General features: G+C 71.6%; 10 protein-coding genes and 1 tRNA gene. 9 read left to right on the top strand and 2 right to left on the bottom strand.

Annotated features, from left to right (window positions below; all coding sequences use genetic code 11):
* The 7 genes from P1P70_RS25955 to P1P70_RS25925 form a co-directional block, all read left to right on the top strand.
* Positions 1 to 1,255: septum formation family protein (locus P1P70_RS25955; RefSeq protein WP_319241767.1), on the top strand; the 1,255-nt coding region annotated here is incomplete at its 5' end.
* Positions 1,256 to 1,353: 98 nt separating this feature from the next.
* Complete coding sequence (locus P1P70_RS25950; protein ID WP_319241765.1) at positions 1,354 to 1,551, top strand: hypothetical protein; 198 nt, start codon at positions 1,354 to 1,356, stop codon at positions 1,549 to 1,551.
* A 310-nt stretch (positions 1,552 to 1,861) separates the two neighbouring features.
* Positions 1,862 to 4,714 (top strand): type I DNA topoisomerase, encoded by a 2,853-nt coding sequence (gene topA / locus P1P70_RS25945; protein WP_319241762.1) that lies wholly within the window; start codon positions 1,862 to 1,864, stop codon positions 4,712 to 4,714.
* A gap of 235 nt (positions 4,715 to 4,949) precedes the next feature.
* A complete protein-coding gene (gene tmk / locus P1P70_RS25940; RefSeq protein WP_319241760.1) occupies positions 4,950 to 8,411 on the top strand; it encodes a dTMP kinase in 3,462 nt (1,153 codons plus the stop codon).
* 427 nt (positions 8,412 to 8,838) lie between these two features.
* Positions 8,839 to 10,044, top strand: a complete 1,206-nt coding sequence (locus P1P70_RS25935) for a DNA polymerase III subunit delta' (protein ID WP_319241759.1) — start codon at positions 8,839 to 8,841, stop codon at positions 10,042 to 10,044.
* A gap of 118 nt (positions 10,045 to 10,162) precedes the next feature.
* The gene (locus P1P70_RS25930) at positions 10,163 to 11,749 is read left to right on the top strand and encodes an alpha/beta hydrolase (RefSeq protein WP_319241757.1); all 1,587 of its coding nucleotides are present in this window, start codon (positions 10,163 to 10,165) and stop codon (positions 11,747 to 11,749) included.
* Between the two features lie 122 nt (positions 11,750 to 11,871).
* Positions 11,872 to 11,945, top strand: a tRNA-Thr gene (locus P1P70_RS25925).
* A 127-nt stretch (positions 11,946 to 12,072) separates the two neighbouring features.
* On the opposite strand, the gene P1P70_RS25920 is transcribed toward P1P70_RS25925, so the two are convergent.
* Positions 12,073 to 13,674: a tyrosine-type recombinase/integrase gene (locus P1P70_RS25920; RefSeq protein WP_319241755.1), complete on the bottom strand. Its 1,602-nt coding sequence runs from the start codon at positions 13,672 to 13,674 to the stop codon at positions 12,073 to 12,075.
* Positions 13,671 to 14,351: a helix-turn-helix transcriptional regulator gene (locus P1P70_RS25915; RefSeq protein ID WP_319241753.1), complete on the bottom strand. Its 681-nt coding sequence runs from the start codon at positions 14,349 to 14,351 to the stop codon at positions 13,671 to 13,673. Before P1P70_RS25915 ends, P1P70_RS25920 begins: the two co-directional genes overlap by 4 nt.
* 94 nt (positions 14,352 to 14,445) lie before the next feature.
* Here P1P70_RS25915 and P1P70_RS25910 point away from each other — a divergent pair, with 94 nt between their 5' ends.
* Positions 14,446 to 14,676 (top strand): hypothetical protein, encoded by a 231-nt coding sequence (locus tag P1P70_RS25910; RefSeq protein WP_319241751.1) that lies wholly within the window; start codon positions 14,446 to 14,448, stop codon positions 14,674 to 14,676.
* 227 nt (positions 14,677 to 14,903) lie between these two features.
* Positions 14,904 to 16,190: a DUF3631 domain-containing protein gene (locus P1P70_RS25905; RefSeq protein WP_319241749.1), complete on the top strand. Its 1,287-nt coding sequence runs from the start codon at positions 14,904 to 14,906 to the stop codon at positions 16,188 to 16,190.
* The last annotated feature ends 2 nt before the right edge of the window (positions 16,191 to 16,192 follow it).

The raw sequence follows: 16,192 nt of genomic DNA, 5'->3' as shown, positions 1-16,192 counted from the left end.
GCACACTCCCGCCGGTGGCCCGCCCACCCCAGGAGCGACGCCGGGTGGCCCTGCGCCGTACGACCCGTGGCAGCGGGGACAGCAGCCGCGCAGCCCCTACGACAGCTACAACCCGTACGGGGGCGGCCCGTCCACGCCCTACGGGAGCCCGGCGGCAGGCGGGGCCACGCCCTACGGAGGCACCCCCGGTGGCCGGCCGCCGGCGTACGGCGGCGCCGGAGCCGGTCAGGCGCCCGGGTACGGCGGCACCGTGGGCAGCCAGTCGCTGCCGTACCCGGCCAACGCGTCGGCACCGTACGGCGCTGGCGGCGCCACGCCTCCGGGGAACGCCGCGTTCCCGACCATCACGGCGGGGAGTCCGCCGCCGCCCGGTGTGCCGAGGCGGAGGACGCCCGCGGCGGCGGTCGTCGCGATCGTGATCGCCGTACTGCTCGTGGCGGGTGGCGGCACCTGGGCCGCGGTGAACCTGACGGGCGGTCCGGACCCCAAGCCCTCCGACACCCCGGACGCGCTGTCGTCGCCGAAGTCTGAGTACCCCTACGGCAAGCAGGCGGCCCTCAAGAAGGCGCTGGAGGTGGGCGATTGCGTCAAGGCCGTCTGGACGGGGACGGCGTTCGACTCGGTGCCCGACCTCGGCGTGGTGGACTGCGACGAGGACTGGCCGGACGGTCAGGTCGTGGCGATAGAGACGGCGTCGGACCCCACCGACGCCAAGGCCGGTGGCGCGCGGCGCTGCGGCAGCCAGGCCGACGCGATGGCCGAGGCCCTTCCCGACGCGGGCGTCTACGCGCTCGTCCCGACCGACGAGGGCTTCAGCGCGGCCAAGGGCGGTACGGCGTGTCTTGTCCTCGGCAAGCACGTCCCGATCGGCGGCGAGGTGGGCCGACTCCGGGACGCGGGCATGAACCTGTGGCCCACGCAGATGGCCGTCGGTGACTGCTGGGACTACACCATCCGGGAGGACGAGGGGTACGACGCCCCGCTGACCGACTGTGCCGAAGCGCACACCGACCAGGTCGTCGGATCGGTGCAGGCACCCGACAACATGACCTTCGCCGGAGCCCTCGCCGAAGGCGGAAAACTGTGCACCAACAGGTTCGAGTCGAGTTGGGCGCCCGGAGCTGACCTGATCGTGTCGGGATGGGTCTCCGACGAAGAGGAGTGGAAGAAGGGCTTCAACAAAGTGGTGTGCACGGTGCGCAACGCCGACGTGACGAGGACGACCGGGAAGATACCCACGCCCGGGTCGGTCTGAGGGTCCGGACGCCTCGCGTTCACCTCAGGTTCGCGCGCCCGCTTCCCGTCCGTGCCAGCCTCCCGTCCCGGGGCAGTCGAGGGGTGGGAGGACGGGACATGGAGAGCGGTCCGGCGATCTTCGTGGGAGTGGTGTTCGCCCTGTTCGGGGGCGGGCTGATGCTGTGGACCGTGCGGCGGCTGCGCCTGGGCGAGCCGGTCGCGCAGGGGGTGCGTCCCGTGATGTCGGCGACCCTCGCGAGCGTCACCGCGGCCACCGCCCTGGTGCTCGGGGCCTGGTGCCTCACCCGCGTCTGAGCGGAGGCGGCGAGGCGGGGCCGGCGAGCGGGCGGGGTAACCGCGATGTGACGCTCCGCATAGGCCCCGAACGGATCGCTGAAGACGCCGGGCGGCAGGAATGGCGGTAGTCGGGTTACCGTTCGAGTGGCCGTTGCGGGCTTTTCCCGTTTGACACGGGGGCGGGATGTACCGTCACACTCCGCAGCGTCAGCATGACCCGACCCCCGGGCCGACCGCCGAGCCCCGTGCCAGGCACCGGCCCCAGGGGGCGCCCGCCCCGGGACGCAAGCCTGGGGAGACCCAGCGTCGACCGGAGAGAAGAGCGAAGTTGTCCCCGACCAGCGAGACCGCGAAGGGCGGCCGCCGACTCGTGATCGTCGAGTCGCCTGCCAAGGCGAAGACGATCAAGGGCTATCTCGGCCCCGGCTACATCGTCGAGGCGAGCGTGGGGCACATCCGCGACCTTCCCAACGGCGCCGCGGAGGTGCCCGAGCAGTACACCGGCGAGGTGCGCCGCCTCGGCGTGGACGTCGAGCACGACTTCGCGCCCATCTACGTCGTCAACGCGGACAAGAAGGCCCAGGTCAGGAAGCTCAAGGACCTGCTGAAGGAGTCCGACGAACTCTTCCTCGCCACCGATGAGGACCGCGAGGGCGAGGCCATCGCCTGGCACCTCCAGGAGGTCCTCAAGCCCAAGGTCCCGGTCAAGCGGATGGTCTTCCACGAGATCACCAAGGCCGCGATCCAGGCCGCCGTCGCCAACCCGCGCGAGCTGAACCAGCGCCTCGTCGACGCCCAGGAGACCCGTCGCATCCTCGACCGCCTCTACGGCTACGAGGTCTCGCCGGTCCTGTGGAAGAAGGTCATGCCGCGCCTGTCGGCGGGCCGCGTCCAGTCCGTCGCGACCCGGCTCGTCGTGGAGCGGGAGCGGGAGCGGATCGCCTTCCGCTCGGCCGAGTACTGGGACCTGACCGGCACCTTCGCGACCGGCCGCGCCGGTGACGCCTCCGACCCGTCGTCGCTGGTCGCCCGCCTCCAGTCCGTGGACGGCCGCCGCGTCGCCCAGGGCCGCGACTTCGACTCGCTCGGCCAGATCAAGGGCGCCAACGTCCTCCACCTCGACGAGGCGAACGCCCGCACGCTCGCCGCCGCCCTGGAGAACACCCGCTTCTCCGTCCGGTCCGTCGAGTCCAAGCCGTACCGCCGCTCGCCGTACGCCCCCTTCCGTACGACGACGCTCCAGCAGGAGGCCTCGCGCAAGCTCGGCTTCGGGGCGAAGGCGACCATGCAGGTGGCGCAGAAGCTGTACGAGAACGGCTTCATCACCTATATGCGTACGGACTCCACGACGCTCAGCGACACCGCCGTGGCCGCCGCCCGCGCCCAGGTCACCCAGCTGTACGGCGCCGACTACCTGCCGGCCCAGCCGCGTACGTACGCCGGGAAGGTCAAGAACGCGCAGGAGGCGCACGAGGCGATCCGGCCCTCGGGTGATCGTTTCCGCACGCCGGCCGAGACCGGGCTGACCGGTGACCAGTTCAGGCTGTACGAGCTGATCTGGAAGCGGACCGTCGCCTCCCAGATGAAGGACGCCACAGGCAACAGCGTCACCGTCAAGATCGGCGGCACCGCCTCCGACGGCCGGGACGCCGAGTTCAGCGCGTCGGGCAAGACGATCACCTTCCACGGCTTCCTCAAGGCCTACGTCGAGGGCGCCGACGACCCGAACGCCGAGCTCGACGACCGTGAGCGTCGGCTGCCGCAGGTCAACCAGGGCGACCCGCTCTCCGCCCAGGAGATCACGGTCGACGGGCACGCGACCAAGCCCCCGGCCCGCTACACCGAGGCCTCGCTGGTCAAGGAGCTCGAAGAGCGTGAGATCGGCCGCCCGTCGACGTACGCGTCGATCATCGGCACCATCCTCGACCGGGGCTATGTGTTCAAGAAGGGCACGGCCCTCGTGCCGTCCTTCCTGAGCTTCGCCGTGGTCAACCTGCTGGAGAAGCACTTCGGGCGGCTCGTCGACTACGACTTCACCGCCAAGATGGAGGACGACCTCGACCGCATCGCGCGCGGCGAGGCCCAGGCCGTGCCGTGGCTGAAGCGGTTCTACTTCGGCGAGGGCACGGACGTGACCGGCACGGCCGCGGCCGCGGCCGGCAACGGCGACGGGGACCACCTCGGCGGCCTGAAGGAACTCGTGACCGACCTGGGCGCGATCGACGCGCGCGAGGTCTCGTCCTTCCCCGTCGGCAACGACATCGTGCTGCGCGTCGGGCGCTACGGCCCGTACATCGAGCGGGGCGAGAAGGACGCCGAGGGGCACCAGCGCGCCGACATCCCCGAGGACCTGGCGCCGGACGAGCTGAGCATCGAGCTGGCGGAGGAGCTGCTCGCCAAGCCGAGCGGCGACTTCGAGCTGGGCGCGGACCCGGCGACCGGTCACCAGATCGTCGCCAAGGACGGGCGCTACGGGCCGTACGTCACGGAGATCCTCCCCGAGGGCACGCCGAAGACCGGCAAGAACGCGGTCAAGCCGCGCACGGCGTCGCTGTTCAAGTCCATGTCCCTGGACACGGTGACCCTCGACGACGCCCTGAAGCTGATGTCGCTGCCGCGGATCGTCGGCGCCGACGCGGAGGGCCAGGAGATCACCGCGCAGAACGGGCGGTACGGGCCGTATCTGAAGAAGGGCACGGACTCGCGGTCGCTGCAGACCGAGGAGCAGCTCTTCACGATCACCCTCGAAGAGGCGCTGGCCATCTACGCCCAGCCCAAGCAGCGCGGGCGGGCCGCCGCCAAGCCGCCGCTGAAGGAACTGGGTGAGGACCCGGTCAGCGGGAAGCCGGTCGTGGTGAAGGACGGCCGTTTCGGGCCGTACGTCACCGACGGCGAGACCAACGCGACGCTGCGGTCCGCGGACAGCGTGGAGGCGATCACGCCGGAGCGCGGGTTCGAACTGCTGGCGGAGAAGAGGGCGAAGGCGCCCGCCAAGAAGACGGCCAAGAAGGCGCCGGCGAAGAAGACGGCGACCAAGACCGCCGCGAAGAAGGCCGCGCCGGCGAAGAAGACCGCTGCCGCGAAGAAGACGGCCGCCTCGAAGACGGCCGCGGCCAAGAAGACGGCTCCGGCGAAGAAGGTGGCCGCGAAGAAGGCGACGTCGGCTGGAGAGAGCGCCTAGTAGCTCGGGGCGCGGGTTGTTCGGCGACTGCGGGATCGTTGTGGTTGATCGCGCAGTCCCCGCGCCCCTGAAGGGGCGCCGCTCGCCCCCCCTGACGGGGCGCTCGTCCTCGGCGGCGGCTGGAAGTTCAGCCTCCGCTTCGCTGAATGTGTGCGTTTTGTGTGACTTGGTCATGCGCCGTGCGTGCGTTCGGGCGCTGCTTCTGGGTGTCGGTGGCTGCCGATAGGCTGAAAGCATGATGCGAGCCGAGCAGCCTACGGCCCACAACCCGGCCCCCGACGACGCCCTGGCAGCCGACTCCAGGGAGCGCGCCGTCCGGGCGCTGCTGCGCCGACCGCAGCTGAAACGCTTGTGGAGCGCACAGCTCGTGGGCGGTGTGGGCGATGCGCTCGCGCTGTTCGTGCTGGTCCTCCTCGCCTTCCAGGCGGCGATCGCCGAGGGCGCCTTCGGCGGCGGATACCGGGGCGTCGCCCTGACGGTCGCGACGGTCTTCGGGACGCGCGCCCTCGCGACCCTGCTCTTCGGAGCCGTACTCCTCGGGCCGCTCACCTCGCTGACCTCGCAGGACGGGCCGCTCGACCGCCGCTGGACCATGGTCGGCGCGGACGGGCTGCGGGTCCTGCTCTTGATCGTCGCGCCCCTGTGGATCGACTGGACGCCGGACAACGCGCTCGCGGTGCTGCTGGTGACGGTGTTCGTCGCCGGTGTCGCCGAACGGTTCTGGACGGTCTGCCGCGAGAGCGCGGCCCCCGCGCTGCTGCCGGCGCCGCCGCTGGAGGGCGCGACCGTACGCCCGCTGCCGGACCACATGGACGCGCTGCGGCGCCTGGCCCTGCGTACCGGATTCGTGGCCGTGCCCCTCGCGGCCGCCGTCCTCGTCGTCGCCTCGCTGCTCAACAACCTGCTGGGCGCGGGCCTCGACTGGTTCGGGCAGCACCAGGCCGCGCTCGCCTCGTACGTCGCCGCCGGGCTCTTCGCCGCCTCGCTGTCCGTCGTGACCTTCCTCGACCTGCCCAAGACGCGCACCCCGCGCGCGCGGTCGCCGCTGGAGGGGCTGCGTCGGCCCAAGACCGGTACCGGGGTCGACAAGGGCCGCACGGGCGCGATCCCGCTGCTGGTGCCGGCCTGTGGGGCCGTCGCGGGTGCGGTCGCCGCCGCTGTAGCCGTCACCGTGCTGCACGCCAAGGACATGGGTGGCGGGCCGGTGATGTACGGGCTGTTCGTCACCGCGCTGACGGGTGGCGTGGTCGTCGGGATCCGTCGGGGGCCGTCCGTGCTGCCCGCGCTGTCCCGGCGCCGGCTGCTCGCTCTCGCGATCGCCTTCACCGGGGTCGCGCTGCTCGCCGCCGGCCTGACGCCGGACGTCACGAGCGTCGTGCTCATCCTGGGGCTCGCCGGGGCCGGCGCGGGGATCGCCGCCAACACCGGGCACACCCTGCTCGACCAGGAGGCCGAGGACTTCCGCCGGGCCCGGACGACCGAGCATCTGCACGCTGTCGTACGGGTGTTCGTGGCGCTGGCGGTGCTCGTCGCTCCGCTGGTCGCCGCCGTCATCGGACCGCACCGGCTGGAGAGCGGCAAGTTCGTGTTCGCGCACGGCGGTGCGGCGTTCACGTTGATGCTGGTGGGGGCGTTGCTGCTGCCGGTCGCCGCGTTGGTGCTCGCCAAGGTCGACGACCGGTCCGGCGTGCCGCTGCGGCACGACCTGCGGGACGCGTTGCTGAAGGGCGACGACCCGGTTCAGGCGCCCGCTGCATCCGGGTTCTTCATCGCTCTGGAGGGCGGGGACGGCGCCGGGAAGTCCACCCAGGTCGAGGCGCTCGCCGAGTGGATCCGGGCCAAGGGGCACGAGGTCGTGGTGACGCGCGAACCGGGGGCGACTCCCGTGGGGAAGCGGCTGCGGTCGATCCTGCTGGACGTGTCGAGTGCCGGGCTGTCGCACCGGGCCGAGGCGCTGCTGTACGCGGCGGATCGTGCCGAGCATGTGGACACCGTGGTGCGGCCCGCGCTGGAGCGGGGCGCGATCGTCATCTCGGACCGGTACATCGACTCGTCGGTGGCCTATCAGGGGGCCGGGCGGGACCTTTCGCCCACGGAGATCGCCCGGATCTCGCGGTGGGCGACCGATGGGCTCGTGCCCCATCTGACCGTGCTGCTCGATGTGTCGCCGGAGGCCGCGCGCGAGCGGTTCACCGAGGCGCCGGACCGGTTGGAGTCCGAGCCTGCCGAGTTCCACGAGCGCGTGCGTGCCGGGTTCCTGACGCTGGCCGCCGCGGATGCCGGGCGGTACCTGGTCGTGGACGCCGGGCAGGATCCGGAGGCCGTGACGACCGTGGTCCGGGCCCGGCTCGACGTGATGCTGCCGCTGTCCGAGGCCGAGGTGAAGGCGCGGGAGGAGGCCCGGCGCAAGGCCGAGGAGGAGGCCCGGCGCAAGGCCGAGGAAGAGGCCGCGCGCAAGGCCGAGGAGGAACGGCTGGAGCGCGAGCGACAGGAGGAGCTCGCACGGCTGCGGGCCGAGGAGGAGGAGCGCAAGCGGCGCGAGCTCGAGGAGGCTCAGCGGCGCGAGGCGGAGCGGCAGGCGGAGGAGGCCCGACAGCGGGCCGAGGAAGCGCGTCGTCGGGCCGAGGAGGAGCAGGCGCGGCTCCTCGCGGAGGAGAAGGCGCGGGCCGAGGCGGAGGAACGGCGTCGGGTCGAGGAGGAACGGCGTCGTCAGCAGGCCGCGGAGGAGCAGCGGCTGCAAGCTGAGGCGGAGGCGCGGCGCCTGGAGAAGCAGCGGAAGGCCGAGGAGGCGTTGCTGCGGGCCGAGGAGGCTCGGCGGGTGGCCGCTGCCGCGGAGGCCGAGCGTGCCGCGGCTGTCGCGGCTGAGGCGGAGCGGGCCGCGGCGGAACGGGCCGAGGCCGACCGTAAGGCTGAGGCGGAGCGGGTTGCGGCTGTGGCTGAGGCTGCGCGGGTTGCGGCTGAGCGGGGGGTGGAGGCCGGGGCGGGTTCGGGTTCGAGGCCGACCTCCGGTTCGAGGCCGAGTTCTGGTTCTGATGCGCCGGGTTCGGGTTCGGGTTCCGGTGCGGGCGTCGGTGCTGGTGCCGGCGGGCGGGGCGATGATGCGGTGACCGTGGCTACGCCGCTGGTGACGCCGACGAACGCGTCCGGTGGGCCTGTGGATGAGACGGCTGTGTTGCCGCCGGTGCGGGACGTGTCGGGGGCAGACTCCGAGACGACGGCGAAGTTGCCGAAGCCGTCCGTGCCGCCGGTGCCGTCTTCGGGGGCGGCCGCGGAGGATGAGACCACGGTGCTGCCGCAGGTGCCCCCGGGGGCGGCCGATGAGACGGCCGCGCCCCCGGGGGCGGCCGATGAGACGGCCGTGCTGCCGCCGGTGCGCGACGATCTGGCGCCGCCGGGGTACTTCCGGGACGAGCGGCCTGCGCCGGGCGGGGCGGGCGGCGCGGGTGGGTCCGGCGGGTCCGATGGTTCCGACGGGTCGAGTGGGGCGGCTGGTTCGGGCCGGTCCGACGCCGTGGACCGGACGCGGGAGCTTCCGCAGGTCGACGAGCAGGGCGTGCCTCGGCGGCGGCCTCGGTCGGACTGGGCCGAGGAGACGCCGTTGGACGATCTGCCCACGTTGGCGGACGAGTTGCTGGGGTCGTCGCACGATGAGGATGACGCCGATGAGGGGCGGGGCTGGCGGCGGCGCCGCCGGTGAGTTGAGCTGAGCCGTGGTGGTGGGCGCGTGCCGCCGGTGCGCGTTCGCCGGTGGTCTCGCTGGCCGCATGGTGGTGCAAGCCGGGTCGGGTCGGTTGGGTCGGGGCCGTGCCGGTGCGTCAGCCCGTCGCTCGGTGACCTACTGCTCGGGGCAGATTCTCCGGGTTCTCTGGGCCTCCGTATGCGACGGCTTGACGCACCGGCACGGCCCCTTCCGTGCGTGGGCGGCGGACCTTGGTGGCGGGGGCGATGGCGGTGGCGGCGATGGCGCGGTCCGCGCGTGCGTCGTTGTGCCCGTGATGCCTGTCGTGCCCGGTGGTTGGTCCAGCCTGGGTCGGTCTCCCTCGGACCGAGCGCGGGACGGAGTGTCAGTGGGGTCGCGCACAATGGGGCGCGGTGAGGGTTTTGCGTGACGGAGGCGGTGGGGCATGGCTGTGTGGGACGACCTGGTGGGGCAGGAGCGGCTGAGTGCGCAGCTGGACGCTGCCGCCCGGGACGCGGACGGGATCGTCACGGCGGCGCAGAAGGGGATCGCGCCCCCGGAGGCGTCGAAGATGACGCACGCCTGGCTGTTCACGGGGCCGCCGGGGTCGGGGCGGGTGACGGCGGCGCGGGCGTTCGCGGCGGCTTTGCAGTGCGTGAGTCCGGACCGGGCGCTCGGGGGGAGCCCAGGATGCGGGTTCTGCGACGGATGTCATACGGCGCTGGTGGGGACGCACGCCGATGTGAGCACCGTGGCGGCGGTGGGCACCCAGATCCTGGCCGACGACATGCGGGACACGGTGCGGAAGTCGTTCACGTCGCCGGCGAACGGACGCTGGCAGGTGATCCTGGTCGAGGACGCCGAGCGGCTGAACGAGAAGTCGGCGAACGCCGTGCTGAAGGCCGTGGAGGAGCCCGCCCCACGGACGGTGTGGATGCTGTGCGCGCCGTCGTTGGAGGACGTGCTGCCGACGATCCGGTCGCGGTGCCGGCATGTAGCACTGCTCACACCGTCGGTGGACGCGGTGGCGGACATGCTCGTACGGCGGGAGGGCATCGAGCCGGAGGCGGCGGCGATGGCCGCGCGGGCGACTCAGGGGCACATCGAGCGGGCCCGGCGGCTGGCCACCGATCCGCGGGCCCGGGAGCGGCGGGCGGCTGTGCTGAAGCTGCCGTTGCGGGTCGAGGACATCGGCGGGTGCCTGAAGGCGGCGCAGGAGTTGGTGGACGCCGCTTCGGAGGAGTCGAAGCAGCTGGCCGAAGAGGTCGACACCAAGGAGACCGAGGAGCTGAAGGCGGCGCTGGGCGCGGTGCAGGGCGGGCGTATGCCGCGCGGTACGGCCGGGGTGATGAAGGACCTGGAGGACAAGCAGAAGCGGCGGCGTACGCGGGCGCAGCGGGACAGTCTGGACCTCGCGCTGACCGAGCTCACCGGTTTCTACCGGGATGTGCTGGCTCTGCAGCTGGGCTCCCGGGTCGCGCTCGCCAATGTCGAGGTGCGGGACAGTCTGGAGCGGTTGGCGCGGGGAGGCACCCCCGAGGCCACGTTGCGGCGCATGGACGCGATCGCGGCGTGCAGAGAGGCGTTGGACCGCAACGTGGCGCCTCTGCTGGCCGTTGAGGCGATGACGATGGCGCTGCGTGCAGGGTGAGGGTCAGCGCGGAGTGAGGCGGCGGCCTGCGGGCGGCGTTCGGTTGACCGTGTCACTCGTACGAGGAGCGTTCGTTGCTGTTCGTGATGAATTGAGTGGTTCTGGTTACGCTCGCGAGATGCACACCAGGCGTACTTCCCGGCCGAACCGGTCCCTGCGGGCCGGCGGCGCGTTGCTCGCTGCCGCCGCGCTGCTCGTCGCGGGCTGCTCCTCCGGTCACTCCAGCGCGGCGGTCACGACCCCCGACGCGGGGCCGGCCCTCGGCGCGCTGCCCCGTGCGACTCCGTCGACGCTGGCCCCGTACTACGAGCAGAAGCTGAGCTGGCGGGGCTGCGAGACCCCCGGTTTCCAGTGCGCCACGATGAAGGCACCCCTCGACTACGCGAAGCCGGGCGACGGGGACATCAAGCTGGCCGTCTCGCGGCGCAAGGCGACCGGACCGGGGAAGCGGCTCGGCTCGCTGCTGGTCAACCCGGGCGGCCCCGGCGGCTCGGCGGTCGGCTATGTGCAGCGGTACGCGGGCATCGGCTACCCGGCCGAGGTGCGGGCGCGGTACGACATGGTGGCCGTCGACCCCAGGGGCGTGGCCGGCAGCGAGCCGGTCGAATGTCTCACCGGGCGCCAGATGGACACGTACACGCAGACCGATCTCACCCCGGACGACACGGCGGAGAAGGGCCGGCTGGTCGCCGCCTACAAGCGGTTCGCGGAGGGGTGCGGGGAGCGGGCGCCGAAGCTGCTGAGGCACGTCTCCACGGTCGAGGCCGCCCGGGACATGGACATCCTGCGGGCCCTGCTGGGCGACGAGAAGCTGACGTACGTCGGCGCCTCGTACGGGACGTTCCTCGGCGCGACGTACGCGGGACTTTTCCCGGAGCGGGTCGGCCGGCTGGTGCTGGACGGCGCGCTGGACCCGTCGCTGCCGGCCCACCGGCTCAACCAGGAGCAGACGGCGGGCTTCGAGACGGCGTTCCAGGCGTTCGCCAAGGACTGTGTGCGACGGAAGGACTGCGTACTGGGGCGTACGCCCGCGCAGGTCGCCGAGAACCTGCGCGCGCTCTTCGAGCGGCTGGACGTCCGGCCGCTCGCGACCGGTGACGCCGACGGGCGACGGCTCGGCGAGTCCCTCGCCACGACGGGCGTGATCGCCGCGATGTACGACGAGGGGGCTTGGCCCCAGCTGCGCCAGGCGCTCACCGAGGCGGTCCAGAAGGACGACGGCGCGGGTCTGCTAGCCCTCTCGGACAGCTACTTCGAGCGGGCACCCGACGGCACCTACTCCAACCTGATGTACGCCAACGCCGCCGTGAACTGCCTGGACCTCCCGGCTGCCTACGACACTCCCGAGGCGGTCGAACGGGCCCTCCCCGAGTTCGAGAAGGCCTCCCCGGTGTTCGGCCGCGCTCTGGCGTGGGCCTCCCTGAACTGCGCGTACTGGCCGGTGGGGCCGACGGGCGGGCCGCACCGCATCGAGGCGAAGGGCGCCGCCCCGATCGTCGTCGTCGGCACCACCCGCGACCCCGCCACGCCGTACCGCTGGTCCCAGGCCCTCGCCTCCCAGCTCTCCTCAGCCCGCCTCCTCACCTACGACGGCGACGGCCACACCGCCTATGGCCGCGGCAGCGCGTGCATCGACTCCGCGATCAACACGTACCTGCTCCGCGGCACACCCCCCACCGACGGAAAGCGCTGCTCGGCGTCCTGATCATCGACGTCTGCGGTGGCTGGGCCGGGGGTCCCCGGGGCCCTCCGACCCGTGGTTCGGGGCACCTCCGAAACTGTGTAGACTTACCGACGTTGCTGATCGCACCATAGTGCGGACAGCGCGCCGCCTTAGCTCAGATGGCCAGAGCAACGCACTCGTAATGCGTAGGTCTCGGGTTCGAATCCCGAAGGCGGCTCCGGCGAAGGCCAGGTCACATAGCCCGTGACCTGGCCTTTTGTGTTGTTCCGGGCATGACGCGTCACACGGCCGGGGTGCCGCAAGATGGCTTGCGTGAGCGATGCGTGAGCGGAGCGGTCCGGCGCCTACTTCCGGGGCTTCTTCCGCTTGCCCTTCTTCTTGGCCCTGGCCTCGGCTTTCGCCTTGGCCGCCGCCTTCTCGACGGCCTTGCGGGCCTCCTCTGCCTCGGTCTTGCGCTGAAGCGGGACCAGCCTGGCGGTGGCCTCGGCCGCGTTCTTGCCGACCTGCGGGAGGACGCTCTGGTAAATGTCCCGCGTGATGCGGGTGTCGCTGTGCCCGAGCGTGTCCGACACGATCTTCACGTCGATGCCGGCGGCGAGCATGAGCGTGGCCGCCCCGTGCCGGAGGTCGTGCAGCCGGATCGGCGGGAGGCCGGAGGCGGCGACGAGGCGCTCGAAGAGGTCGGTCACCTTCCCGGGATGGAGCCAGGAGCCGTCTTCCTGCGTGAAGATCATGCCGGTCTCGACCCAGGCTGATTCCCACTCCTCGCGGTCCGCGTCCTGCTGTTCGCGGTGCCGCTTCAGGACGTTGACGGTGTCGTCGTCGAGCGCGACCACGCGGAAGCCGCTGTCCGTCTTGGGCTCGGAGGTCTCGACCTCCCACCCGTCCTGGACGAGCTGGGCGGAGACGGTCAGGGAGTGGTCATCGAGGTTGGTCTCCGACCAGGGCTGCGCGCATGCCTCGCCCCGCCGCAGGCCGCGGAAGGCGATCAGGTGCCACATCGCGTACAGCCGGTCCTCCGCGAGGAAGTCGAGGAACGCGCCGGTCTGTTCGGGCGTCCAGACCATGACGGGGGAGGGCTTCTCACCCGTCTGCTCCCACCTGGCGACCCGCGCGTCCGTCCACACCAGGGCCTTCGGCTTGCGCACAGGATCGAGCTCGACGTGCGCCGCCGGGTTGAAGGTGAGGATCTGCTGGCCGATCGCGTCGTTCAACGCAGACCGCAGCGTCGCCTTGATACGCAGCCGGGTAGCCGGACCGGTCACACGCCGGAACGGCGGCATGGCATCGATCGCCGTCTTCATAACCTTGCGGCGGGCGCGGTTGCCCGCGCCCTTCCACGGCACGGTGGCCAACTCCTCCACCGCGGCCCGGCGCTGGGCGTTCTGCTCCAGGATCTCGGCATTACCGTCGGCTATAGCCGTGAACATCTCGCTGAGATGGCTCACGCGCAGGCGGTCGAGACGGTGGTGGCCGATCCGGGGCTTCAAATGGAACCGGATATCGGTCTCGTAGCGGGTGAGCCCCGACTTGCGGATGCGCTTGCCGTCGAGCCACCGGTCGAGCCACTCGCTGACGGTCAGACGGCCGATCAGGTCCTGACCGGACTTCAGGCGCCGCCGGGTCTCCTCGACATCGGGCAGCGGCGACTTCTGGTCGCCGACCTCCTCCAGCATGGCGGCGATCAGCGCCATGCCCTCGGGGTCGTCGGTGTCGGCGAGGCCGAGCAGCGCGCGTATGTGATCGAGATCGGCCTGGGCCGCCTTCAGGGAGTCGTAGCCGGCGCGGCTGAAGGAGCGGCGAGTGCCGTCTTCCCGGGGCGGGAGCTCCTGGCGTATGGAGTACGAGCCGTGCTTGCGGCTGGAGAGCTTCGGGCACTGCTTACCGAGCGGCTTCCCGGTGTGGGCGTCGCGGCAGTAGCAGCGGCGGTGGGTGGAACCCTTCAAAGATCGTTCTCCTCTGTGGTGTCGTCGACGGGTGGGTCGACGTCGGCGAGTTCTGGTGGCAGGTGCGGTGGTGTGCCGCCGTCTTCACGGATGAAGGCGCGGGCGCTGCGGAGCCGGTACTTGGCTTCCAGCAATCTTTCGGCGTAGTCGGCTTGGGCGAGTACGGCTTCCTCGCGTTCGGCCTGGTTGGGTGCCGTCTCCGCCTTCCAGCGCTCGTGCTTCTCGCTCTTCAGCGCGGCCAGGGCGGCGCGCTGGTGGCTGACGTGGGCGCGGAACGCGCGGAGCATGTCGTCTTCCATGCCGAAGTCCTCGCTGTCGCCGGTGAACCAGCGCATGGCATCCCAGGTCGGGTCGGAGTGCTGAAGGGGAAGGCGCTGGACTCGGTCGACGTAGCCGACGGGGTAGAGCAGGCAGACCGGGTAGGTCCGCAGGGCTTCGGCGAGGACGAGGACGTCGACCAGGGGCAGGCTGGCGCGGCGGCCGGATTCCATGTTGGCGATCACGTTGCGCGGGATCGAATGGCCGATCTCCTCGCAGCGGTCGGCCAGGTCCTGGGCGCTCATGCGCAGCTCCTTCCTTCGTCTGCGGACCTCGGCGGCCACCGTGGCCATCACTTGGTCCACCCACTCCGGGACGTCGTCCTCGTCATCTCTACGATCCAAACTGCGTTGTGTCATAGAGACACATTAACTTCCCGATGATGGTTAGTGATCGCCTGGAGCCGGACGTGATGCCACGTTCGCCGAGGGCTCACTCAGAACGGAGCGCCGGATGCGCGACAACGAGGCCACCGAGCAGCCCAAGGGCATGACGCGGGAGGAGCTGCTGGCCCTGCCCGCCGCCGTTGACCTGGACACCGGCAACCGGGCGCTCGGGCTGGGCCGGAGCAAGGGCTACGAGCTGGCCAAGCGCGGCCAGTACCCCTGCAAGGTCCTGCGCCTGGGCAAGGCGTACCGCGTCGTGACCGCCGACCTGCTGAACCTGCTCGGCCTGGCCGCATGACCACCCCGGCCCATAGCAGACGCTTCTGCGCTGAGCTGACACAGAAACGCTGGACTGTGTCGGGGCGTGGACGTACTGTCCGTGTTCCCTCGCCCCGGTCAGGGAAGCGAGAAAGCCCCCGGCGCGCCAACGCCGGAGGCTCCGCACACTCCACTGCCCGCATTCCAACGAACGACCTGCGTGAGTCGGGCCTGCATGCCCGACGTCACCGGATAAGGAGCTGCCCTGTGCAACCTACGACACCCGAGCCGCATTCCGCACCCGGCAAAGCGGTATGGCCGACGGTCGCGGTGCCCGGCCGGCCCGGTTCCGCGCCCGAAGCCGCCCCGGCGGCCGATGAGCGGGCGCCGGATACGGTTCCGGTGGATCAGCCCGCTGAGGAAGCGGTGCCGGATCCAGAGCCGACGTACGGCTCCGAGCTGCTGGACGAGCTGCGTGCCCAGATAGCCCAGTTCGTGATCCTGCCCTCCCAGCAAGCGCTGGACGCGGTCACGCTGTGGGTGGCGGCTACGCACCTGCAGCCCGCGTGGCAGCACGCCCCGCGCCTGGCGGTGGTCGGACCGGCGAAGCGGTGCGGCAAGTCACGGCTCCTGGACGTGCTGACCGAGACGGTCCACGAGCCGATGCTCACCATCAACACCACGCCCGCGGCCATCTTCCGCTCCATCACCGACGAACCGCCCACGCTCCTGGTGGACGAGGCGGACACCATCTTCGGCACGCCGAAGCAGGCGGAGAAGAACGAGGAGATGCGCGGCCTGCTCAACGCCGGCCACCAGCGCAACCGCTACGTCACTCGCGTCGTCGGCAACGACCACACCCCGCACCGGTTCGCCACCTTCGCCATGGCGGCGCTGGCGGGGATCGGCGACCTGCCCGACACGATCATGGACCGGTCGGTCGTCATCCGCATGCGCCGCCGGGCGGAGGGCGAGAGCGTCAAGCCCTTCCGCTCCCGCCGCGACATCCCGGCCCTTCACGATCTGCGGGACCGTATCGCCGCCTGGGCCAGGCCGCTGCTGGACGAGGCGGCGGATCTGGAACCGGCGATGCCGGTGGAGGACCGGGCTGCCGACACCTGGGAGCCCTTGATCATCGTCGCCGACCTTGCTTCCGGGCCCTGGCCCCGCCGTGCCCGCGAGGCGTGTGCCCGGATGGTGGCTGCGGAGATCGAGGCCGAGGAGGACCAGCCCGGCGAGGCCCGGATCCTCGCCGACATCCGCAGGGTCTTCGTCGCCCAGCGCGAGGCCGACAGCCTCTCCACTGACGAGCTGCTGCACCACCTGCGGCAGAACGCCGAGAGCCCGTGGGCGGAATGGGGGCGCCACGGGCTGAGCTCCCGCGAACTGGCGGCGATGCTGCGCCGGTACGACATCAAGCCCGGCAACGTCCGCCTCGCCGACGGAACCCAGCGCAAGGGCTACATGCGCCACAAGTTCCTCGACGCATGGCGGCGCTACTGCCCCACCGTTCACGCAGTGAACGCCGAGCCCACCGCCCCCGCCTCGGGCTGAGC

Origin of the sequence: Streptomyces sp. MB09-02B (assembly GCF_033794485.1) — a bacterium.
Classification (GTDB): Bacteria; Actinomycetota; Actinomycetes; order Streptomycetales; family Streptomycetaceae; genus Streptomyces.
The sequence above is the reverse complement of the archived record's forward strand: the minus strand, read 5'-3'. Positions and strand labels throughout refer to the sequence as shown.